This is a genomic window from Deltaproteobacteria bacterium, assembly GCA_019309545.1.
Lineage (GTDB): Bacteria > Desulfobacterota > Desulfobaccia > Desulfobaccales > Desulfobaccaceae > Desulfobacca_B.
In genome coordinates this window covers 108,666-129,422 of sequence record JAFDGA010000004.1, presented here as the reverse complement: position 1 = coordinate 129,422, position 20,757 = coordinate 108,666, and the positions used below count along the sequence as shown (strand labels likewise).

At 52.8% G+C, this 20,757-nt stretch carries 18 protein-coding genes, 1 tRNA gene and 1 riboswitch; of the genes, 10 read left to right on the top strand and 9 right to left on the bottom strand.

All coding sequences use genetic code 11. The features are described from left to right. Positions 1-31: 31 nt before the first annotated feature. From lepB to JRG72_02260, 3 genes are read right to left on the bottom strand one after another with little or no spacing between them, the layout of a single operon-like run. Positions 32-694, bottom strand: coding sequence for a signal peptidase I (gene lepB, locus JRG72_02270; GenBank protein ID MBW2134048.1), 663 nt, complete (start codon positions 692-694; stop codon positions 32-34). A gap of 5 nt (positions 695-699) precedes the next feature. After that, the gene (gene lepA / locus JRG72_02265; protein ID MBW2134047.1) at positions 700-2,499 is read right to left on the bottom strand and encodes an elongation factor 4; all 1,800 of its coding nucleotides are present in this window, start codon (positions 2,497-2,499) and stop codon (positions 700-702) included. A 22-nt stretch (positions 2,500-2,521) separates the two neighbouring features. Then, a complete protein-coding gene (locus JRG72_02260) occupies positions 2,522-3,154 on the bottom strand; it encodes an HAD-IA family hydrolase (protein ID MBW2134046.1) in 633 nt (210 codons plus the stop codon). Between the two features lie 196 nt (positions 3,155-3,350). Between JRG72_02260 and JRG72_02255 the strand changes: the two genes are divergently transcribed. The 3 genes from JRG72_02255 (at position 3,351) to JRG72_02245 (ending at position 8,598) form a co-directional block, all read left to right on the top strand. Next, entirely contained in the window at positions 3,351-4,472 is a 1,122-nt protein-coding gene (locus JRG72_02255) for an aminopeptidase P family protein (GenBank protein MBW2134045.1), read from the top strand. Between the two features lie 355 nt (positions 4,473-4,827). Next, a complete protein-coding gene (locus JRG72_02250; protein ID MBW2134044.1) occupies positions 4,828-5,604 on the top strand; it encodes an AAA family ATPase in 777 nt (258 codons plus the stop codon). Between the two features lie 660 nt (positions 5,605-6,264). Further along, positions 6,265-8,598, top strand: coding sequence for a heavy metal translocating P-type ATPase (locus JRG72_02245; GenBank protein ID MBW2134043.1), 2,334 nt, complete (start codon positions 6,265-6,267; stop codon positions 8,596-8,598). A gap of 226 nt (positions 8,599-8,824) precedes the next feature. Here the strand turns inward: JRG72_02245 and JRG72_02240 are convergent, their stop codons facing one another. The 3 genes from JRG72_02240 to JRG72_02230 form a co-directional block, all read right to left on the bottom strand. Further along, a complete protein-coding gene (locus tag JRG72_02240) occupies positions 8,825-9,139 on the bottom strand; it encodes a hypothetical protein (GenBank protein MBW2134042.1) in 315 nt (104 codons plus the stop codon). Positions 9,140-9,239: 100 nt separating this feature from the next. Next, positions 9,240-9,313, bottom strand: a tRNA-Gln gene (locus tag JRG72_02235). Positions 9,314-9,340: 27 nt separating this feature from the next. Then, positions 9,341-9,640 (bottom strand): integration host factor subunit alpha, encoded by a 300-nt coding sequence (locus tag JRG72_02230; protein MBW2134041.1) that lies wholly within the window; start codon positions 9,638-9,640, stop codon positions 9,341-9,343. A 328-nt stretch (positions 9,641-9,968) separates the two neighbouring features. On the opposite strand from JRG72_02230, the gene JRG72_02225 reads away from it, so the two are divergent. The 5 genes from JRG72_02225 to JRG72_02205 all read left to right on the top strand — a co-directional run bounded on the left by JRG72_02225 (position 9,969) and on the right by JRG72_02205 (position 16,599). Further along, positions 9,969-10,622 (top strand): class I SAM-dependent methyltransferase, encoded by a 654-nt coding sequence (locus JRG72_02225; protein MBW2134040.1) that lies wholly within the window; start codon positions 9,969-9,971, stop codon positions 10,620-10,622. Between the two features lie 324 nt (positions 10,623-10,946). Then, positions 10,947-11,131: riboswitch (cobalamin riboswitch) on the bottom strand. A gap of 680 nt (positions 11,132-11,811) precedes the next feature. Continuing rightward, positions 11,812-12,696: a MinD/ParA family protein gene (locus JRG72_02220; GenBank protein ID MBW2134039.1), complete on the top strand. Its 885-nt coding sequence runs from the start codon at positions 11,812-11,814 to the stop codon at positions 12,694-12,696. A gap of 26 nt (positions 12,697-12,722) precedes the next feature. Continuing rightward, on the top strand, positions 12,723-13,508 hold the full coding sequence (locus JRG72_02215; protein ID MBW2134038.1) for a FliA/WhiG family RNA polymerase sigma factor: 786 nt from the start codon (positions 12,723-12,725) through the stop codon (positions 13,506-13,508). 333 nt (positions 13,509-13,841) lie between these two features. After that, positions 13,842-15,557: an adenine deaminase gene (ade, locus tag JRG72_02210; protein MBW2134037.1), complete on the top strand. Its 1,716-nt coding sequence runs from the start codon at positions 13,842-13,844 to the stop codon at positions 15,555-15,557. 49 nt (positions 15,558-15,606) lie between these two features. Then, a complete protein-coding gene (locus JRG72_02205; GenBank protein ID MBW2134036.1) occupies positions 15,607-16,599 on the top strand; it encodes an ornithine cyclodeaminase family protein in 993 nt (330 codons plus the stop codon). 125 nt (positions 16,600-16,724) lie between these two features. Here JRG72_02205 and JRG72_02200 read toward each other — a convergent pair whose 3' ends face one another. After that, positions 16,725-16,955 carry a hypothetical protein gene (locus JRG72_02200; GenBank protein ID MBW2134035.1) on the bottom strand — a complete coding sequence of 77 codons (231 nt, stop codon included), beginning with the start codon at positions 16,953-16,955 and terminating at the stop codon, positions 16,725-16,727. Between the two features lie 32 nt (positions 16,956-16,987). Beyond that, entirely contained in the window at positions 16,988-17,563 is a 576-nt protein-coding gene (locus JRG72_02195; GenBank protein ID MBW2134034.1) for a C40 family peptidase, read from the bottom strand. Between the two features lie 769 nt (positions 17,564-18,332). Here JRG72_02195 and JRG72_02190 point away from each other — a divergent pair. Together JRG72_02190 and rnc are read left to right on the top strand one after the other, a co-directional pair. Continuing rightward, entirely contained in the window at positions 18,333-19,322 is a 990-nt protein-coding gene (locus tag JRG72_02190) for an ADP-ribosylglycohydrolase family protein (GenBank protein ID MBW2134033.1), read from the top strand. Continuing rightward, positions 19,322-20,068, top strand: a complete 747-nt coding sequence (gene rnc / locus JRG72_02185) for a ribonuclease III (GenBank protein ID MBW2134032.1) — start codon at positions 19,322-19,324, stop codon at positions 20,066-20,068. Before JRG72_02190 ends, rnc begins: the two co-directional genes overlap by 1 nt. A gap of 97 nt (positions 20,069-20,165) precedes the next feature. Here the strand turns inward: rnc and JRG72_02180 are convergent, their stop codons facing one another. Beyond that, positions 20,166-20,642 (bottom strand): transcriptional repressor, encoded by a 477-nt coding sequence (locus tag JRG72_02180; GenBank protein MBW2134031.1) that lies wholly within the window; start codon positions 20,640-20,642, stop codon positions 20,166-20,168. Between the last annotated feature and the right edge of the window lie 115 nt (positions 20,643-20,757).

The following is a 20,757-nucleotide window of genomic DNA, read 5'->3' as shown; positions in this document are numbered from 1 at the left end:
GAATTGGCGCCGGACCAGGTCCGGCTCCGATTTAATGGATCAACTTACCGAGTCGCTGCCAGCGCAGAGTGTGGTCCTGGCGGTCCCAGGACCAGTAGATGATACAGGCCTTGCCCCGCAGGGAGTCCACCGGCACAAACCCCCAGAACCGGCTGTCATAGCTGAAATCGCGATTATCGCCCATGACGAAAAGATGATCCTGGGGAACCGTGACCGGGCCGAAATTATCCCGGGCTGGACCTGCCGGATTGTCTAAAATATTTGGATCCTGGTACACCGCCTGGGGAGTTTCGACCGGCTGATCATTGACATATAAGTGTTTATTAATAATCTGAATTTTGTCCCCTTCGACCCCGATTACTCGTTTAATGTAGTCCTTGCTGGGATCTTCAGGAAACAGAAAAACGACGATATCTCCCCGTTTGGGTTGGCTGACAGGAATAATGACCTTATTAGTAAAAGGATTGCGGATACCATAGATAAATTTGTTGACCAGCAGATAGTCGCCGATCAGCAAGGTGGGCTGCATCGAGCCGGAGGGAATGGAGAAGGCCTGGAACACAAAAGCCCGGATAATCAGGGCCAGAATGAGAGCGGTGACAATGGCTTCGGTATATTCCCGCCAGAGTGGCTTGGTGCGTTTGACGGCCGGGAGGGATCCTGTTCGGGATTGTTCTAGTTCTCGTTGATCCATCGACTTTAGCCCCGCATCCCAAACATGGCTAAAAAGGCCTCGGAGGGAATGTTAATCTGGCCGATCTGTTTCATGCGTTTTTTCCCTTCTTTCTGCTGTTCCAGGAGCTTGCGTTTCCGAGTAATGTCGCCGCCATAGCATTTGGCGGTAACCTGTTTGCGCAGGGGCGGGATGCGCTCCCGGGCAATCACCCGGCTGCCGATGGCCGCCTGGATGACCACCTCAAACATCTGGCGGGGGATAATTTCTTTTAAGCGCCCGGTCAATTCTCGTCCCCAGCGATAGGCCTTGTCTTTATGGACAATGACTGATAAAGCGTCCACGGGCTTGCCATTGACCAACAGGTCCATTTGGACCAGCGGTGCAGTGCAATAACCCAGCCATTCATAATCCATGGAAGCATATCCCCGGCTGAGCGATTTTAAGGCGTCGTAAAAATCAACGACCATCTCATTGAGCGGCAATTCATAAATCACTTGCACCTTCTGATGCTGGAAAAACCGCACTTCGAGCTGGCGGCCGCGTTTATCTTCGCACAATTTTAAGATATTTCCCAGGTATTCGGCCGGAGTAAAGATTTCCACCCGCAGGCGCGGCTCCTCCAGGTGGTCAATTTGGGACCAGGGAGGCAGTTTTAACGGGTTGTCTACCCATAGTTCTTCCCCTTTGGTGGTGACCACCCGGTATACCACAGTCGGCGCAGTGGCCAGCAGGTCCAGATCAAACTCCCGCTCCAGGCGCTCCTTGATGATTTCCAGGTGCAACAGACCCAAAAAACCCAGCCGGAAACCAAACCCCAGGGCTGCCGAGGACTCCGGTTCAAAGGTGAAGGAGGCGTCGTTGAGCCGCAGTTTGTTCAAGGCCTCTTGCAACTGACCAAACTGGCCCGCTTCCACCGGATAGAAACCGCTAAACACCATGGGTTTGATCTTTTTAAAGCCAGGAAAGGGGCAGGGTGTGGGATTGTCGGCGGTAGTGATGGTATCGCCGATCATGGCATCCGCCAGGTTTTTAATATTGGCGCTCAAAAAACCCACTTCCCCCACTCCCAACGAATCTACTGGGGTAGGGTTAGGAGAAAAGATTCCCAACCTGGTGACCTCATAGGTTTTGCCGGTCGCCATTAACTGAATCCGCATCCCTGGCCGGAGCTGTCCGTCCAGCACCCGCCCCATGACAATGGCCCCGTGATAAGGATCAAACCAGGAATCGAAGATCAGCATCTTCAAAGGCTCTTCGACCCGGCCAGCCGGCGGCGGAATCCGGGTAATAATGGCCTCCAGGATCTCGGCGATGCCCTGTCCGGTTTTGGCACTGGCATAGATGCTGCCAGTGGCGTCCAGGCCGATGATCTCTTGGATTTCCTGACGGACTCCCTCGGGATCGGCATTGGCCAGGTCACATTTGTTAATCACCGGGATAATTTCCAGATTGTTTTCCAGGGCCAGATAGACATTGGCCAGGGTTTGGGCCTCAATGCCTTGGGCCGCATCGATTACCAGCAAGGCTCCGTCGCTGGCCGCCAGACTCCGGGAGACTTCATAGCTGAAATCGACATGTCCCGGGGTATCGATAAGATTCAGGAAATACTCCTGGCCATCCCGGGCGTGGTAGCGCATCCGCACCGCCGCCGCCTTAATGGTGATGCCCCGTTCCCGTTCCAGATCCATGCGATCCAGAAACTGATCTCGCATTTCCCGGGCGGTAATAGTGCCGGTGGCCTCCAGCAGTCGATCCGCCAGGGTGGATTTGCCGTGGTCAATGTGGGCAATGATCGAAAAATTTCGGATATATGCAGAGTTCACGTTAAATATCTATACCGGGCAGTCATCCATAATGGGTTGCCAACTTCTGGATCAGGGCCGGCCCCTGGACAAAAGAGTCCAGGTAAAAATCGGCCTGCAATTGGGGGTTGCGGTAGGCGATTAGGCGAACCCCGGCGTTACGGGCAAATTCCTGATCCACCAGGGAATCTCCGATATATACAGCCTCAGTGGGGGCAACCCGAAAATGCTTGAGAATCCGGTGGAAAGACTCCGGATGGGGTTTGGGGTGGGTAACGTCCTGCGCCGAAACCACCAGATCGAACCATGCTTCCAGTTGATGATGCTGAAAAACCGCCTTGGTGGTGGTACTGCGATTGGTCGCCACCGCGGTGCCATAGCCGGGGCGCAGAAAATCTAAAAATTCCATCAAGAAGGGTTCTCGAACCATATAACTGATAAAAGGTCGGTAATCCATGGTCCGATAATATTTCCAAACAGCCTCAAACTGGGGATCATCTTGGAAAAGATACAGCAGGGATTCCCGGGCGGTATGGCTGTGGACATAGTCCACCGCCTCTGGAGACATCAGAGGCCGGTTAAATTGTCGGAGTATCTGATTATAGAAGGCAATATTTGCCTGGCGGGAGTCAAATAATACTCCATCGCAGTCAAAGGCCACAACTTTAAGTGTCATAATATCTGGTAGTTAATTTAATAAATTCTTTTTAATTTAAACAACCTCAGTAAAATTGTCAACTCCACCTGAGGCTTAGAGGCTGTAGTTGTCCCGATCATTGCTACCCGACAAATAAAATACGATCATTTGACTTTTCTTCAGATTTGGAATATTCCCTTAGGAAAATATTTTCTCCAAGGTAGCAGGGCACCATATGAGTTCGCGCAGACTATTAGAACGCCTGATCATGGGACAGCGCTTACTCCAGATCTGGGATTGCGACGCCTTCCTGGTCTCCTGTCCGGAAAATCGTCGCTATTTGAGTGGTTTTAGCGCCCATGATTGCCAACTTAACGAGTCCAGCGGCTATCTGTTGTTCAGCGCCGACACCGCTTGGTTGTTGACGGATTTCCGCTACCGGGAATGGGCCGCCCAAGAAGCACCATATTTTGAGGTCATCGTCTACCCTGAGGGTCTGGCCAAAGTATTGCCGGAACTGCTCCGTCGACTAGGCTGTCGGCGGCTGGGCTTCGAGGCTCCCTACCTGTCTTTTTATCAATATCAGAAACTTACTGAGGCAGTAGCGGAGGCTGAGCTGGAGGTGGCATGGAAGCCCCTGGAGGGAGTGCTGGAGGAACTGCGGGAGGTCAAGGATGAAGAAGAACTGGACACCCTGAAGCGGGCCTTGAGCCTGACCGAGGCCGGGCTGGCCGCGGTTCAGGCCCAACTCCGGGTGGGCCAGACCGAACAAGAAATTGCCTGGATGATTGAATGCCACTTGCGGCAATCCGGGGCCGAAGCCCTGTCCTTCCCGACCATGGTCGCCTCTGGTCCCAATAGCTCCCGGCCCCATCACCATCCCAGCGAGCGGCCTATTCAAGCGGGGGAGCCGATTATCATTGACCTGGGAGCCCGGTGGCGCGGTTACTGTGCGGATATGACCCGAACATTTGTCTTGGGGGAGCCGGATGAGAAGTTTAAAGAAGTCTATGGCGTGGTGCGGACCGCCCAAAAGACCGCGGAGGAAGGCATCCGGGCCGGGATGTTGTCGGATGAGGCTGATGCCCTGGCCCGCCAAGTGATCAGCGCCGCTGGCTACGGCGAATATTTTGGCCATTCCCTAGGGCACGGCGTGGGGCTGGCGGTCCATGAGCGCCCCAGTCTGAGTCCGCTAAAAGAACGAGCCACCATCCTCAAGACGGGAATGGTAACCACGGTGGAACCGGGCATCTATTTACCCGGCTGGGGCGGGGTCCGGCTGGAGGATATGATCCTGATCCATGAGGACGGGGCCGAAGTGCTCAATGCCGACCGGAATTTTTATCGCTTCGACTGAAAAGAGAAAAATCTATTATCTGAGCGATCGAGACTAAAGGCCCTCGGCCTCTTGACAATTATCAGTTCAATGGCCAAAATAAATAATGATTATTGGTTTTGGGCGACTATCATACTCAGTAAGGCAGGCCAGAATTTATTACTCAGGTTGTAAGATAAATAAATTGGGTTAGAAAAAAAACCCTCCCCCATTAAGGGGGGTTGGGAGGGGAGCTTGAGGGGAGGGCGGGGGACCGCTGGCCCCCGCCCTCCCCTCAAATTAACCTTTTAAATGCTCCAAGTAATATCAGCTAGCCAATTTATCCAGTCCAAGATGATAAAATTCCAACATCAGATGATATAAAGGAGATAAGCAGATGAAGATTGCAGTAAGCGGCAAAGGCGGGGTGGGTAAAACCACTCTGGCCGCTTTGTTGATCAAATATTTTCGGGATCAGGGCAAGAAAGTTCTGGCCGTCGATGCCGATCCCGATGCCAATCTTGCCGTGGCCCTGGGCGTTCCCGATCCCAGTTCCATCACCCCGATATCGGAGATGAGGGATCTGGTCGCCGAGCGCACCGAATCCACCCCCGGCAAGATGGGCGGCATGTTCAAGCTCAATCCCAAGGTGGATGATATACCGGAACGTTATTCCGCCTCTCTAGATGGCGTCAAACTCATGGTAATGGGGGGCGTCAAACGCGGCGGCAGCGGCTGTGTCTGTCCCGAGAGCGTGCTGTTGCGGACCCTGATTATCCACCTGGTGCTGTTTCGCGACGAAGTGGTGGTCATGGATATGGAAGCCGGAATCGAACATTTGGGGCGGGCCACCGCCAAGGCGGTGGACAGATTGATCGTCGTCGTCGAACCCGGCCGCCGCAGCATTGAGACCGCGCAACACGTCCAGCAACTGGCCAAAGACATTGGCATCAGTATGGACCAGGTCGTCTTAGTGGGCAATAAAATCCGCAGTGAAGCCGACAAAGAATACCTGGTCAAGAACTTGCCAGATTATAATTTCTTGGGATTTTTGCCCTTTGATGAGAAAGTGATCGAATCCGACCTGAAGGGGACCCCCCCTTATGACCTGAGCCCAGAGAGCCTGACCGCGGCCCAGGAGATCGGTGATAATCTGAGCCGGTTGCAAGGCTGATTTTTTAGGAAAACACAGATCTAACCCCTCGGCCTGGGGATATTTTTTCCCCAGGCCTTGGACTCCACCAGCTCCATCAGCTCTTCTTCTACCACCGCTTTACTGGTCTGCAGATTTTTAATCAACTCGTCGAATCTCTCTTTTCGGCCGTTTCCATCTGGGCGGCACCGGATTTTAACTTCTCGATTTCGGTCTCCACTTCCTTTAGCCGATTCATTACCTGTACCCAATAGACTTTTGGGGGTGCCATAGCTTATACCGATTGGCTTTCAATTGAGTAATTTTATCCTTTATCCCCCGCTGGGGGGAAAGGGCGAGGGTGAGGGGGCATTTTAGCTCTTTGATCGCAACTTGGTATCAGGGGGGGTGGGAGGGGTGCTTAAGGGAGGAGGAGAGGCCGGTGGTCCTCAGACCCTCCCTTCAAATAAATCTTGTAAATGCTCCGGGTGATAAAAAAAGTTCCGGTGGATGATAGTTTTTTTTAGGACCTCAGGTAGAACCAGGTTAAAATCTCTTAAAAAAGGAGGTCAGCAATGAGGTCAAATTTCCGTTAAAATTACGCTTTGGTGCTGTTTAATATGCGTACACGCCTTTAAGGCGTTTGCCCGATTACCGCCTAAGGCAAAGGATAACCACCCAGGTTTTCGAGATATAAGGACTATGACCAATAATGAGAAGTCTGCTAATCCAGTTAATTACCGCGATCCGGTCTGCGGCATGCAGGTGTCACCGGACAGCCACCATCGGCTCACTTACGAGAGCCAGGAGTACCTGTTCTGTTGCGCCCACTGCCTGAAAAAGTTTCAAGTTAATCCCAGTCAATACCTAGACCTTGAAACCAGCAAAGAAACTACCAGTGCAAAAGCGGGGGCTCCGGGGGTCCTTTACACCTGCCCCATGCACCCCGAAGTGCAGCAGTCAGAGCCGGGCAGTTGCCCGAAGTGCGGCATGGCATTGGAGCCGCGCACCGTCTCGCTAGCAGAAGAGGAAAATCCAGAATTAGTGGATATGCGCCGCCGCTTCGCGGTAGCAGTAGTGCTTACCCTGCCAGTGGCGATCATCGCCATGGGCCACCATTTCCCCGGCCGTCCCCTGGAGCGCCTGGCTTCCCGGGAAGTCTTGGGTTGGCTGGAGCTAGCCCTGGCCACCCCGGTGGTGCTCTGGGCAGGCTGGCCCTTTCTGGTGCGAGCCGTGCAATCGGTCCGCAACCGCATTCTCAACATGTTTACCCTCATCGGGCTGGGAGTTTCAGTTGCTTACTGGTACAGCGTGGTGGCTCAGCTGTTTCCCAACCTCTTCCCGGCTTCTTTCCGGGACCCGGCGGGCGAGGTGGGGGTATATTTTGAGGCCGCGGCCATGATCGTCACCCTGGTGCTATTGGGCCAGGTGTTGGAACTCAAGGCCCGCGGCCAGACCAGCGCCGCGCTCAAGGCCCTCCTCGGTCTGGCCCCCAAGACCGCCCGGATCATTCGGGAGGATAGGACGGAAGAGGACATTCCTTTGGACCAGGTGCAGGTCGGTGACCGCCTGCGGGTTCGGCCGGGCGAAAAGGTGCCGGTAGACGGAGTGGTCCTGGAAGGCCGGAGCTCAGTTGATGAATCCATGGTCAGCGGGGAACCTATCCCGGCGGAAAAGGAGCCGGGCAGTCGGGTGATCGGGGCTACAGTGAATGGCAGCGGCTCCCTCATTATGCGGGCCGAACGGGTCGGCGGCGAAACCCTGCTGGCCCAGATCGTGGAGAGGGTGGCCGAAGCCCAGCGCAGCCGGGCGCCCATCCAGAGAGTGGCCGATGTCGCGGCGAGCTACTTTGTTCCGGCTGTGATCCTGGCGGCGATCGTCACCTTCATCGTCTGGGCTCAGATCGGGCCGGAGCCACGCTTGGCGCATGCGGTTATCAACGCCGTGGCCGTGCTGATTATTGCCTGTCCCTGCGCTCTAGGGCTGGCCACACCGATGTCCATTATGGTGGCGACCGGCAAAGGTGCCACCTTGGGGGTGCTTTTTAAAAACGCCGAGGCCATTGAGGTGATGCGTAAGGTTGATACCCTCGTGGTGGATAAGACCGGGACACTGACCGAAGGCAAGCCCAAGCTCGTGACGGTGTCGCCGGTTCATGGGGTGGAGGAATCAACCCTGCTGCGTCTGGCGGCCAGCCTGGAGCGCGGGAGCGAGCACCCACTGGCCGCGGCTATCGTCAATGGTGCCCAGGAACGCCAGATCGAATTTGCTGAAGCAGAATCATTCGAGTACGTTTCGGGGAAGGGCGTTACTGGACGAGTCGACGGACATCGTGGGGCTCTGGGGAATCGGCGGCTGTTGGCGGACCTGGGTTTTGACCCCGGGGACCTGGCCAGAACGGCGGAGTCTTTACGCCATGACGGCCAAACCGTGATGTTCGTGGCCATAGACGGCCAGGTTGCAGGGTTGGTCGGGGTCGCGGATCCTATCAAAGCGACTACCCCGGAAGCCATTGCCCAGCTGCATCAGGATGGTATCCGGATCGTCATGCTTACCGGTGATAGCCAGACTACCGCCCAGGCGGTAGCGCAAAAACTGGGGATCGACGAGGTTATTCCTGAGGTCCTGCCTGATCAGAAGGCGGAAGCGGTAAAACATCTTCAGGCCGAGGGCCGGATGGTCGCCATGGCCGGGGACGGCATCAATGATGCTCCGGCTCTGGCCCAGGCCCAGGTCGGGATTGCAATGGGGACCGGCACCGATGTGGCCATGGAAAGCGCCGGGGTCACGCTGATCAAGGGGGATCTTAACGGTATCGCCCGCGCTCGCCATCTCAGCCGGGCCACCATGCGGAACATTAAGCAGAACCTGTTCTTTGCCTTTGTCTATAATTCGCTGGGGATTCCGATCGCGGCCGGCGTCCTTTATCCGTTCTTCGGCATCCTGCTCAGCCCGATCATCGCGGCCGCGGCCATGAGCTTCAGTTCCGTGTCAGTTGTAGGCAACGCCCTCCGCCTGCGGCGCCTCTTTCTGTAACCGTTTATTCCAGACTTTGGTGACATGCTCAGTGCGGTCCAGAGTTTTGGAATAATTAACACCTGGTGAAAAAAGGGAGTAGGGCCGGATTTATGTTAATCCAGCTGGTGGATAGATTCAATCTATTTCTTCTCAATCCATTGATAAAGAAAGATCGGAGGACGTTATGGGACGTAAGATTTTCTCAATTCTGGTGGCGACAAGTATAATGCTCTCTCCCGCCGGACTACTGGCTCAGATGCATGGCGGTCCTGGTCAGCACCACCAAATGATGGGACCTGGCATGCAGCACAATATGGGGATGATGTCCGGCCTGATACAGGAAATGCACCAGATGATGGGCCAACCGATGGACCCGGTCCAGCAACAGCAAATGCAGGAAATAATGAACCAGATGGGGCAGATAATGCAACAGATGTGCGGTCCCCAAGGCCCTCAGAGCCAATCGCAGCATCAAAAACAATTGCAAGAGATGCGCCAACGCCTCGATGGCCTGAAGGGTCGGATATACAAAAAGCATTGAATCTTGCAGGCTTGCCATGCCGGTCCTGCCCTCACCAAAAATTACACAAAGGAGTTCGATATGAAAAACCGCTGGATATAAGGTGACTTTCTAAGTTTGAGGAAAAAAGTGCTCACTATGGCTGGGGGAGGAGGATTCGAACCTCCATTGGCGGATCCAAAGTCCGCAGTCCTGCCGTTGGACGATCCCCCATCAGGTTGGCCTGGGTAGATTGACTTTTTATGATGGTTTGGCGGGTGGTTCGCTGATTAAGCGGCGCAGAACCCCGGATGCCTTAAAAGTCACTACCCGCCGCGCATTTATGGTTAGATCCTGACCGGTCTGAGGGTTGCGGCCCCGGCGTTCTTTTTTGTCTTTCACCGTCCATTTCCCAAAACCACTGATGAGCACATCGTCTCCAGAGGCCAAGGCCTGTTTGATCAGACCGAATACACTATCAACGGCGCGGGCGGCCTCTGCCTTAGGCAAAATTTCCTTCTCAAAAAGTACCTGCACCAGGGCTGCCTTGGTCAGTGGCATGGGCTCTCCTTAAACTATGTTATTGTCAAGACGCAGCCCAGAACCAAGCTCTGTTCTCCGTCCCCTTTAGGGCGGCTATGAAAAACTACCTGGGCTGACCATCACCTGTAATCAAAATTATAATTCACTATTTGCCTTTAATGCAAGGAATTTGTTTAAGATATGCAGATGCCCGGGCCTTCTCCATTCCTTGTCTAGGGAAAGCCAGGATTCTAACCTAAGGCCCAGGGCGGTGGGCCAGCTTTTTTCGGGAAGATGTGATATAAACCAGGAAAACTTACAACCATCAAACTCGCTGAATGGTGCAGACCAGCCTGGGGATACCGATATGGAAGCGATTCCTGGTCCTTTTGCCTATTATTATGACTGGATTAGTGATAATTCTTATTTTCGGCGATTATACCGCCTGTTGGGGGAAGATTTGCAGAAGGCGCTACCCCCCGGTGGTTTGCTGCTGGATATCGGTACAGGGCCGGGCCGGCTCCTGCTGGGGTTGGCCACCCAAAGGACTGATATCCGGGCCCTGGGTTTGGATCTGTCCCCGCCAATGGTTACTCTGGCGCACCGTCGTCTGCTCCAAGCCCACCTTAGTGATCGGGTGGCAGTGCTGGCCGCCACTGCCACCGCTTTGCCCTTTCCGGCCCAAGTCTTTGATCTGGCGGTGGCCACGATGAGTTATCATCATTGGAGAAACCCGAGCCTGGGGCTGCAAGAATTGTTGCGGGTTCTCAAACCCGAGGGGCGGGCCTGGTTATATGAATTAGACCGGAACGCCGGGATTGTGGAGATTCGCGCCTTTGCCCGCCAGCAGCATCAGAGTTTTTATCTGACCTTCACGGCCATACGGCTTGTGGCCCTCCACTCCGCTCTCCGGGCTCAAGATTTTGAATGGGCCTGTCAGCAAGCCGGAGCACCTTTTTGGCAAATAGAAAAAGTCCATCACATCTTCTGGCGGGCGGAAATCAGACCCCAACGCCCTTAATCAGCCCCAGAATTTAGACCTCTTGCCAGCAAAAGCACCTTCTGGAAAACGGCTTGGAGGGAAAATCCTGTCAGCCCGGCTCATCCGCCATCACTTGCCCTGCAGCAGGGTTATTGGTGAAAGGATGAGCCGGGCCGACAGGGCGCCGAGGATAAGGAGAGGGCGGAAGTGCCCCAGGATTAAAATCATTTCTTGGCGGTGCCAGGTTTATCAGCCTTTGTTCAACTAAAAAAAAACCTCAATTCTCGTTGCTGAGAATTGAGGATTGCACCCAGTTTTCTTGGTCCTCAACCATTACGAAGGGGCGGCTCCGACGGCAGCTTGCTTCGCTTATTTATTACAGGCAGGTCTTCTGGCTCCCGGCTCTTTCTACTTCCAGCGCCTTCCCAACCCCTCTATCAGGCCAGTGGCTTGATGCTGGTTTCGTCCCCGGTTACAGCGGCGGGACCGCGACGGATTTGCACCGTCTTCCCTTTTAACCCCTCGGGGCCTGTAAGTTGTCCCTTTTTAACACGCTAGAGGGGGACTGTCAAGCAAATTTTTTCGCCGGAAGTCAAGGAAGCCGACACCAATTCTTAAAATCAGAAAATATAACCATCATTTATTTTTAAGTATATACTTTACCATTTGCCCGGCTTCCAAGTTTATAAGTATAGGCATTTATACCGGTTTAAACCTTACTTAATGGCGCCCCCAGTCAAAGCACTTCGTCGCTCTCCCCGTCCTCAATTTTTAATAATTTCAAATTAATTACCCTTCATGTTTATCCTTCCCTGTCAATTCTTTGACGGCAACATGGATCTTTGACGGTGGTTGATGGCGGCCGCGGCCTGCTGCGGACCTAAGCTTCATACATATATCTAATGAATATCTTTGATTATTTTTGTCAGCCGGAACATTTTTCCCCTTCTGGCACAATGATTGCTCATCAAGATAACCACCAAAAGAATTAAAAGCCGGCACAGACGGGAAAAAGCAAACTAGCCACGATTGGGGATAGAGACACTCTGGCAAAAAAAGCTGATTAATCCTGGATTTGGTTCTCTTTTTGAGCGTCGTTCCCTTGGCCGGTTAGGAGCCGGGCAGCTTAAAAAATAAGGCTGATATTTTGACGGAACAGTGGGCCAGGTCAGAGTAAAGGTCCTGGAGCAATTGGAAGGCCTCATATCTTGTTGATTTAGAGGTTCGAATGGATCCGAGTTTAAAGAGTTCGGTGAGTTATAAAGACGGTCTGTTTAACCAAGTGGCGCTGGATTCCGACCTGCGACCACGAGTGATTGCCGTAACCAGCGGCAAAGGTGGTGTGGGGAAGTCCAACATTGTGGTCAATTTGGGTTTGGTACTCACCCGTTTGGGTAAGAAAGTGCTGATCATCGATGCTGATCTGGGTTTGGCAAACATTGATGTCCTGTTGGGATTATCTCCCCGGTTTAATATCAAGGACGTCTTTTCCGGCCAAAAAAAATTAGCCGAGGTAATCATCGAATGTCCGTGCGGCATGAAAATCCTTCCGGCCGCCTCAGGTTTTCAGGATATGGCCGAACTGGACAGGAGCCAAAAACTTTTTCTCTTAAATGAGCTGGATAACTACTCTGAGAACTTGGACATCGTATTGATTGATACCGGGGCTGGCATCTCCAGTAATGTGCTTTATTTCAATATTGCTGCCCAAGAACGGATCGTCGTGGTCAAAAATGAACCAACTTCGGTTACCGATGCGTATGCCCTGATCAAAGTCCTGGTTACCAAGTATGCCGAAAAGCGTTTCAAACTGTTGATCAATTACCTTTCCCAGCCCAAAGAGGCTGAGGTTGTCTACCGTAATCTAACCATGATTGCCGATCGCTTTCTGGGCGGAGAGGTAGCCATTGATTATTTGGGCTTTATTCCTCAAGACGGGGCCATCCCTAAAGCCATATTGAAACAACAGGCCGTAACGGAACTTTTCCCGCGTTGCTCGGCAAGCCGGTGTTTTACAGAAATAGCCCACAGATTATTAGAAATGAACCCAAGTCCAGAACTTGATGGGAATATCAAATTTTTTTGGCGACGTCTGGCCACACTTAAGGTTTAAGGAGCCCTTTGAAGGAGTACCCGATCATGGAAAAACATATGGCCATACAACAGATCCAACCTCTGCCCCAGTATGACTGGCCCGAAAAGCCTGACTCAGAATGGCAAGAACGGATGGTGGTCCAATATGTCCCCCTGATTAAATATATCGCCAGTCGCATCGCCTTACGCCTGCCCCCTCATATATCTCTGGATGATTTAATCAGTTCCGGAATGGTGGGACTACTCGATGCCATTCAGAAATTTGATCCACGGAGAAATATCGACTTTAAAACATATGCGGAATTTCGAATAAAAGGCGCGATCTTAGATGAATTGCGTAGCCTCGATTGGATTCCGCGCTCGGTCCGCAAGAAAAGCAGCATGGTGGAAAAAGCTTATGCCGATCTCCAAAAAGAACTCGGTCGACCCGCAGAAGCTGAAGAGGTTGCAGCTTCTCTCGGACTGACTTTAGAAGAATTCTACCATCTCTTAGATGAAACCAAAACGGTATCGGTGATAGATATTGATTCCTTCTGGCGTAGCTTTCCAGAATTATCCGAAGATGAAATTTATGAAATTCTCCAGGATGAAAGCTCTCGAGATCCTTTTATTACCCTCTATTTCTCGGAACTGCGCGCGGAAATTGTGCGCGCCATCGAATCTTTGCCAGATAAGGAAAAATTATTGATCTCGCTTTATTATTATGAGGAACTGACTATGAAGGAAATCGGTGAAATCATGGGCTATACTGAGTCCCGGATTTCCCAAAAACACAGCCAGGCGATTGCTCGGCTGCGTAGTAACCTTAACGAATATTTTCAGAAATTATAAATCGTTTTCGCTTCCGTTGAGACTTTTCCTCATCAGCAAAGTCATTGGCGGGAAGGGATCGCTTGACCGCCGCAAATGAGCTCGGCGGAAGTTTTGTGGGCTTAAAGCTCCCTCCGAATAGAAGCAGGTACTCGGCCGCTCATAGCTTCAAAAGAACGTCCTCAAGATAGCCAAACCACGCCTTGTTGCCCACCGTCCCCTTTATCGGAAAAATCTTGCTTTAGTTCCTCAAGATGATTAATATAGCGATATTTTGTGGAAATATATTAACCTTATAGAACGATCCTTTGATATCCTGATTTCTTAATGACTTGTCCTCAGCAATTGTTAGACATGACCGTTGACCGACTTAAAAACCGAATCCGTGCGGCTCGGGGAAGCATTCCTCCGGATCTGGTCCTAACCGGGGGTCAGGTAATAAACGTCTTCACCGGCACTTTGATGAAGTGTGATGTTGCTTTATTTGATGGGGTGATCGTCGGGCTGGGGTCCTACGAAGGCCCCAGCTTGGACCTCAAAGGACAATTTGTCGCCCCCGGTCTGATCGATGGTCACATTCATCTGGAAAGCACCATGCTTACTCCCCCAGAGTTGGCCGGCGCCGTCGTTCCCCGGGGCACTACCGCCATAGTCACCGACCCGCATGAAATTGCCAATGTCCTGGGATCCACGGGGTTAGACTATATTCTGACCGCCAGCCAGGGGCTGCCCTTGGATGTCTTCCTGATGATACCCTCCTGTATTCCAACTTCCCACCTGGAGACCTCGGGGGCCAGATTGGAGCTGGCAGAAATACGGGCCTACCGATATCACCCCCGGGTCCTGGGGCTGGCAGAAATGATGAATTTTCCCGGGGTGATTAATGGGGTGCCGGAAGTTTTAGAAAAATTAGCGCTGTTTGCCAACGGCCTGGTGGATGGGCATGCCCCGCTACTGTCCGGGCCGGAGCTTAATGCCTACCGGTTGGCTGGCCCCGCCTCTGACCATGAATGTATCATGCTGGCAGAGGCTCAGGAAAAATTAGCCCTCGGGTTCCACCTGATGATTCGGGAGGGGAGTCAGGCCAAAAATCTGCAAGACCTCCTCCCAGCGGTGACCCCGGCCACCATGCGCCGGACCATGTTGGTGACGGATGACTGCCACCCCTACGACCTTCTTAATATAGGCCATATCGACCATCTCATCCGTAAAGCCGTCTCCTTAGGGATAGATGCTATCACCGCCATCACCATGGCTAGCCTCAATACCGCCGAGTACTTTCGCCTGGGACGGCGAGGGGCGATAGCCCCTGGGTATATCGCAGATCTGGTAATTTTAGATGATCTACAGGAATTTAAGGTTAACCAGGTGTTTAAAAACGGGCAGCTGGTGGCTGAACAGGGGCGATGTGAAGGCTGGCCCTTGCCCTCGAGTGCTTATCCAAGGTCTCCTTTTCAGGTCCGGAACCTGGCCCTGGAATCTTTCCAGCTTCCGGTGCAGGGTAGCCGGGTAAAGGTTATTGGTCTGATTCCCGGTCAGATTTTAACTGCCTTAAAAGTGCTTCCGACCCCGGCCCGGGATGGCCAGGTAGTGGCAGACATAAGCCAGGATGTGCTAAAGCTGGCCGTAATCGAAAGACATCGGGGAACCGGCAATATCGGTTTGGGACTGGTGCGGGGGTTCGGCCTGCAGAAGGGGGCTCTGGCTTCCTCAGTCGCTCACGACTCCCATAATATTATCGTGGTGGGCGTAAATGAGGCCGACATGCTAAAGGCCGCCGAGCATCTGGTGGCATTGGGAGGAGGGTTGGCAGTGGTTGCCGACGGGCAGGTAAAAGCCGACCTGCCTCTCCCGGTGGCCGGATTGATGAGTCCTGAGCCTTTGGAAGCGGTAGCGGCCCGCCACGCTGAGGTACAGGCCGCCAGCCGCAGTCTGGGCGGGGTTTTACCTGATCCATTTATGGCCTTAGCTTTTTTGGCCCTGCCGGTAATTCCCGAGCTGAAACTTACTGATCTGGGATTGGTTGATGTGAACCGGTTCCGGATCGTTTCGCTGTTTGGTGAGGACTAACGCAACTTAAGTTGGCAATTATATTGACCAATACTTCCAGGAGGATCATATGAGCCTGGTACTGACCGGGGCCGAGGTTTTGGAAATACTGGACATGGAACTGGCGCTGGCAGCTGCGGAAGAAGCCTTTCAGGCCTATGGTCAGGGCCGGGTCAATATGCCCCCCAAGTCTTATCTGAAATTGCCCCATGGCGATTTTCGGGCCATGTATGGGGCCTTGTCCTTAAAAAGCGGAGAAATTTGCGGCCTTAAATGGGTCAATGTCCACCCCGATAATCCGCAACACGGGCTACCCACCGTGATGGCCAAAATTTTACTCAATAATCCGGATAACGCGGTGGAAATTGCTGACCTGGATGGAACCTATATCACTAATTTCCGGACCGGGGCGGCGGGGGGACTGGCGGCCAGGTATCTGGCCCGCCCCGAAGCCGTCACCCTGGGACTGATTGGGGCCGGGACCCAGGCCCGCACCCAGGTGGCCGCTATCTTAAAGGTGCTGGCCATTCAGGAGATAGTCATTTATGACCTTATTCCGGCCCGAGCTCGGGCCTTACGGGATGAAATCATTTCCCAATATGGGGTCCGGGCCATCACCAGTGAAACGGCCGAGGCCGCGGTCCGGGATCAGGAGTTGGTGGTTACCACTACTCCCAATACCACCCCTGTTATCCAGCGGGCCTGGATCAATGACGGCACCCATATCAACGCCATTGGCGCTGATGCCGCCGGGAAACAAGAACTAGAGGCCGCCATTCTGCAAGATGCCAAAATCATCATCGATGATTGGGCTCAAGCCCAGCATTCAGGAGAGATCAATGTTCCTTTGGCCCAAGGCCAACTCCGGCCGGAGCAGATTTTTGGGTGCCTGGGGGAGGTGGTGACGGGCAAAAAACCGGGGCGGGAAAATTCCCGGGAGATCACGGTATTTGACTCTACCGGACTGATAATCCAGGATCTGGCCTTGGGGTGGGCGGTTTATCTTCGGGCCCGGGAGCAAAAGCTAGGGGAGGATAAGGAATTTATTGCTGGTCTAAAATGAAATCGGTAGGAAAGGGAGATAAATCATCCAAGACAACATGTTAAGCTGAAAAATGAATTGACCGCCATCTCTAATTTGCCCTCCCACCAACCCGCCCAGCCACCATGAAAAGTTGCGCGCGGGTTTCACTCTTTGGTTTCATCCCCCTGACCGGCACAGCGCTGACAAAGATAACCGGTTTCGGTCTGCTGATGTAAACCCTGAATCACCATTGCCCCGCAGCGCTCGCAGATTCCCAGGATAGTAGGGATATTCTGGCCGCCCAAGTGGGTGGGCGGATGTGGGGACCTTTTGAAGCAGGAGATAAGCCGATCCCAGAATCGTGTAATGCTGTTTGCGACCAGGGGCTTTCCCATCCGTAAGGCGGGGGACACAATGGAAAAAATTGTTAATTGGGATACCGGACCTCGAACACCCGCTTGGCCACTACAAAGGTATTAATATAGTACGACTGGTTTAAATCCGTAACTGTAACCCCCTTGCGGTGGTTAGAAGCGTGGATCATCTTGCCTTCGCCCATATAAATGCCGGAATGACCTATATACCCGCCGCCCCGCCGGAAAAACAACAGGTCTCCGGGTAACAATCTGGAAAAATCAAGCCGCTGAGTGACGGTTTTGCCTACCTGAGCCTGCTCCCGGCTGGTGCGTGGCAGATCAATCCGAAAACCTTGATAAATGTATTGGACAAATCCAGAACAATCAGTAGCTCCGCTATATTTTAGCGAGGCCCCCAGGGAATAAGGTGCACCCTGGTATTTTTTGGCCAGGGCCAGAACGAGCTCCCTGAAGCTCCAACGGGGATAAATCGGGGTTTTCTTACGGTGGGTCATAGAATAGTCGTCATCACCAGGGCGACGCTTTTTTTGATCTTTAGCTCTGGGGTTGACGGTAGGCTCGCCCACCTTTTTCGGAGATAAAGGTTCCAACAAGAAACTGCCATCCCGTTGCGGGATAATTTTCATCAGCGGAGGAGTCTCACAAATCCCTCCCTGGTAATAACGCCGATATGATGACCGTGAACGAGAATATCTCCGGTATGACCGGCGCTTCGAGCGTTTATATGCCGTCCGGCGACTTTTGCGGCAACGAGAGACTTTTTTACTACTAGAAGATTTCTTTTTTATTTGGGAAGACGCAGACTTTTTTTTGCTTGACTGGGCCTGGCCCTGGCTGATTAAACAAGAGGAAAAAACCAGCGTCAGTCCCAAAGAGAGGCTGATAACTAGACGGCATACCATCATCGACCTCCTTCCTGGTTAACCATGGATCGGGTCTGGTTAGTAGTCATCCGGAGTCTGTCTCAAAGCAACCGGAAGAGATTAAGCGTAATGTATTAAATTGTTTGATATTTTTTTACCCTCATCCCAACCGTCCCAGCAAGGGAAACAAATAATTGGTTTCCGGATAGACGGTGGTTATCGACTTAGATAAAATTTAGTGATTAAATCAATTAGTTAGGCTAACGAGAGGGTGCAACTTTATCAGCCCTGAAAATTTTGTCAACCTTAGTAGAAGTTCGGCTGGATGTCAACCCTTTTTAGGTGATGTTTGTTCGGGGAGTTCAAAATTAAATATTATTATCGGACAGTTATTCAAGTAAAAAAATTCACTTCTTCTAGCTGGAAAGCTCCAGGAAGATTTGCCGAGGGCTATTTTTTGGCTTTGGGGACCAGCAATAACTTTGTGAACACCCTTTTTTTTGGTAACATAAATTTTGGAGATTACGCCATCATGACCATTAAGGGATATTGCTCGCATCTGGCAGACGGCTTCATTGGCAGTGTCTTGGGCACGGCCTTGGGGGATGCCCTGGGCCAAGGGGTGGAAGGCTGGCCCGCGCCTCTGATTCAGGCTACGTATGGCTGGTTGGATCGGATGGTGGAGGGCTGGCAACCAGCCGGGGCCTACACCGATGACACCGAGATGATGGTGGGTATCCTGGAGACCCTGGTGATGGTGGGTGATTTTGACCCGGAAGTCTGCGCCCAGCGCTTTGTCGCCAATTATCACCCGGCGCGGGGCTATGGTGGCCGTATCTCCGGAATTATGCAACGTCTGCGCCAGGGTGAACCCTGGCAGGAGGTGGGCACCGATAGTTTCGGCAATGGCAGTGCCATGCGCATCGGGCCGTTAGGGGCTTTTTACTTTGATGACCTGGTCCGCGTCAAAGAAAAGGCCCTGCTTTCCTGTCTGATCACCCATAAACATCCCGAGGCCCAGGCCGGAGCGGTAGCTCAGGCCACCGGCGTGGCCTTGGCCCTGGAGGCCGGCTGCCAGGGCTGGCCCCTGGAAGTAGACCGGTTTATCAGCATAATCCAAGCCCAGATTGCCGACCTGTGCCCCCAGTTCGCCGAGCGCTTGGAGTCCTTAAGGCACTCGCCAGGTAATGATCGGGAAAGTCAGCGACAGGCACTGCGGCAAGCCTACCGGTGTGATGTCCGGTCCATCGAGGCCGTGCCGCCAGCCTTAGGGGCCTTTTTGTGGACCCGGGAGCCGCGACCGGCCATAGAGCTGGCCGTCAACCTGGGTGGCGATACTGATACCTTGGGGGCGATGGCGGGATCTCTGGCTGGAGCCTATTATGGTTATTCCTGCCTCCCGACGGAATGGCTGGCCATTCTGGAATCCGGCCCCCAGGGTCGGGAGTTTCTCTTGACGCAGGCTGACTTGGCAGCCCAGCGCTTAATTCACCGTTTGAGTCAAAAAGGCCATTGCAACTAATGACTCAGATAAATTCGGTAACCCCTGGTCATGAGCTTTCTCCAGATCGCCGTCAGGCCTTACTGAGCCTGGCAAACCGTGTGGGATACGTGTTTCAGGACCTACACCGGCTGGATCAGGCACTGACCCATAGCTCCTACGCCTATGAATATCCTGGGGTTGGAACGAGCAATGAACGGCTGGAATTCTTAGGGGACGCGGTTTTGGCCCTGGTAATCAGTGATCTGCTGATGGAACAGTTTCCTCAGGCCAGCGAAGGCGACCTGTCTCGCTGGCGGGCCTATCTGGTTAATGCCAAACAATTGGCCGTGATTGCCCAAAAACTGGAACTAGGCAACTGCCTGCTGCTGGGTCGGGGAGAGGAGCAGCAGGCGGGACGGAAAAAGCCGTCGGTCCTGGGTAATGCCTTGGAGGCGGTTTTGGCGGCTATCTATCTGGATGGCGGCCTGAAGGCGGCCCGGCAAGTAATCGCCCGTTTATTCGCTGATCGCCTGGTCTGGCCTGGACAACAGAATTTACTTCAGGATTTCAGAACCAGATTACAGGAATATACCCAAAAATATTTTAAACTAGTTCCCAACTATCAGGTGGTGAGCGAAGCGGGCCCAGCCCATGCGAAAAACTTTGAGGTCGAAGTTCGATTGGATAATCGGTTTTTGGCCCGGGGTCAGGGGAGGACCAAAAAACAGGCGGCCCAAGCTGCGGCGCGACAGGCCCTGGAGTGCTTGATAAGGAATAAGGGCTGAGTAGGCAATCTGAGGCCCGCCCCACCCTACTGATCCAGGTTGACGGTGATCGATGCCTTTTCTCCCCGCTGTCTGAGCGGAAACCTTGCCGCCGGGATCAACTTGCCGAAGCTGACCCGAAGCTCTTTTTGCCTTGCTCAGAGGCCATGGATTCCAGTTCCTGTTGGCAGGCCGAACATATTCCCAGGAACTGGATTGACACCCTTTCAACCTTGAACGGGCCATCAAGGCCCTCTGGATATGGAAGTTCCTTCGGCCATTCCCAATCGACATCCTCTATCCGGAAGCAGCGAGAACAGACCAAGTGGGCATGAGGATGAAGATTGCCATCGTAACGGGCTACCTCATGCAACGGATTGATTTTAAATATCAAACCTTTTTGGCAAAATGTCTCCAAAGTTTTATAAACCGTGTTAAAGGAGATCGTGGGCAAGGTCTGTCGTACTTCGTCGTAAAGAACCTCAGCACTGGGATGGTCACGATGGGCAAGGATAGCCCGCAAAATCGCCAACCGTTGGGGAGTAACCGAAATACGGCACTCCTTCAATCTATTAATTATGGCATTTATAGTCATAATAGTTTAATTTCTATTTTATAATACTAATTACTATGATTTGTCAAATTTTATTTTAGCCCGGGGTTTTAAACGAGGGGTGATTCAAAATAGTTTTCCTCTGTCAATGGAAGGT

Excerpts from the sequence above, each read along its gene's own strand:
- lepB (MBW2134048.1), bottom strand. The coding sequence starts at position 694 with ATGGATCAACGAGAACTAGAACAATCCCGAACAGGATCCCTCCCGGCC.
- JRG72_02260 (MBW2134046.1), bottom strand. The coding sequence starts at position 3,154 with ATGACACTTAAAGTTGTGGCCTTTGACTGCGATGGAGTATTATTTGAC.
- JRG72_02255 (MBW2134045.1), top strand. The coding sequence starts at position 3,351 with ATGAGTTCGCGCAGACTATTAGAACGCCTGATCATGGGACAGCGCTTA.
- JRG72_02250 (MBW2134044.1), top strand. The coding sequence starts at position 4,828 with ATGAAGATTGCAGTAAGCGGCAAAGGCGGGGTGGGTAAAACCACTCTG.
- JRG72_02245 (MBW2134043.1), top strand. The coding sequence starts at position 6,265 with ATGACCAATAATGAGAAGTCTGCTAATCCAGTTAATTACCGCGATCCG.
- JRG72_02240 (MBW2134042.1), bottom strand. The coding sequence starts at position 9,139 with ATGGCAAGCCTGCAAGATTCAATGCTTTTTGTATATCCGACCCTTCAG.
- JRG72_02230 (MBW2134041.1), bottom strand. The coding sequence starts at position 9,640 with ATGCCACTGACCAAGGCAGCCCTGGTGCAGGTACTTTTTGAGAAGGAA.
- JRG72_02225 (MBW2134040.1), top strand. The coding sequence starts at position 9,969 with ATGGAAGCGATTCCTGGTCCTTTTGCCTATTATTATGACTGGATTAGT.
- JRG72_02220 (MBW2134039.1), top strand. The coding sequence starts at position 11,812 with ATGGATCCGAGTTTAAAGAGTTCGGTGAGTTATAAAGACGGTCTGTTT.
- JRG72_02215 (MBW2134038.1), top strand. The coding sequence starts at position 12,723 with ATGGAAAAACATATGGCCATACAACAGATCCAACCTCTGCCCCAGTAT.
- ade (MBW2134037.1), top strand. The coding sequence starts at position 13,842 with ATGACCGTTGACCGACTTAAAAACCGAATCCGTGCGGCTCGGGGAAGC.
- JRG72_02205 (MBW2134036.1), top strand. The coding sequence starts at position 15,607 with ATGAGCCTGGTACTGACCGGGGCCGAGGTTTTGGAAATACTGGACATG.
- JRG72_02200 (MBW2134035.1), bottom strand. The coding sequence starts at position 16,955 with ATGGGAAAGCCCCTGGTCGCAAACAGCATTACACGATTCTGGGATCGG.
- JRG72_02195 (MBW2134034.1), bottom strand. The coding sequence starts at position 17,563 with ATGAAAATTATCCCGCAACGGGATGGCAGTTTCTTGTTGGAACCTTTA.
- JRG72_02190 (MBW2134033.1), top strand. The coding sequence starts at position 18,333 with ATGACCATTAAGGGATATTGCTCGCATCTGGCAGACGGCTTCATTGGC.
- rnc (MBW2134032.1), top strand. The coding sequence starts at position 19,322 with ATGACTCAGATAAATTCGGTAACCCCTGGTCATGAGCTTTCTCCAGAT.
- JRG72_02180 (MBW2134031.1), bottom strand. The coding sequence starts at position 20,642 with ATGACTATAAATGCCATAATTAATAGATTGAAGGAGTGCCGTATTTCG.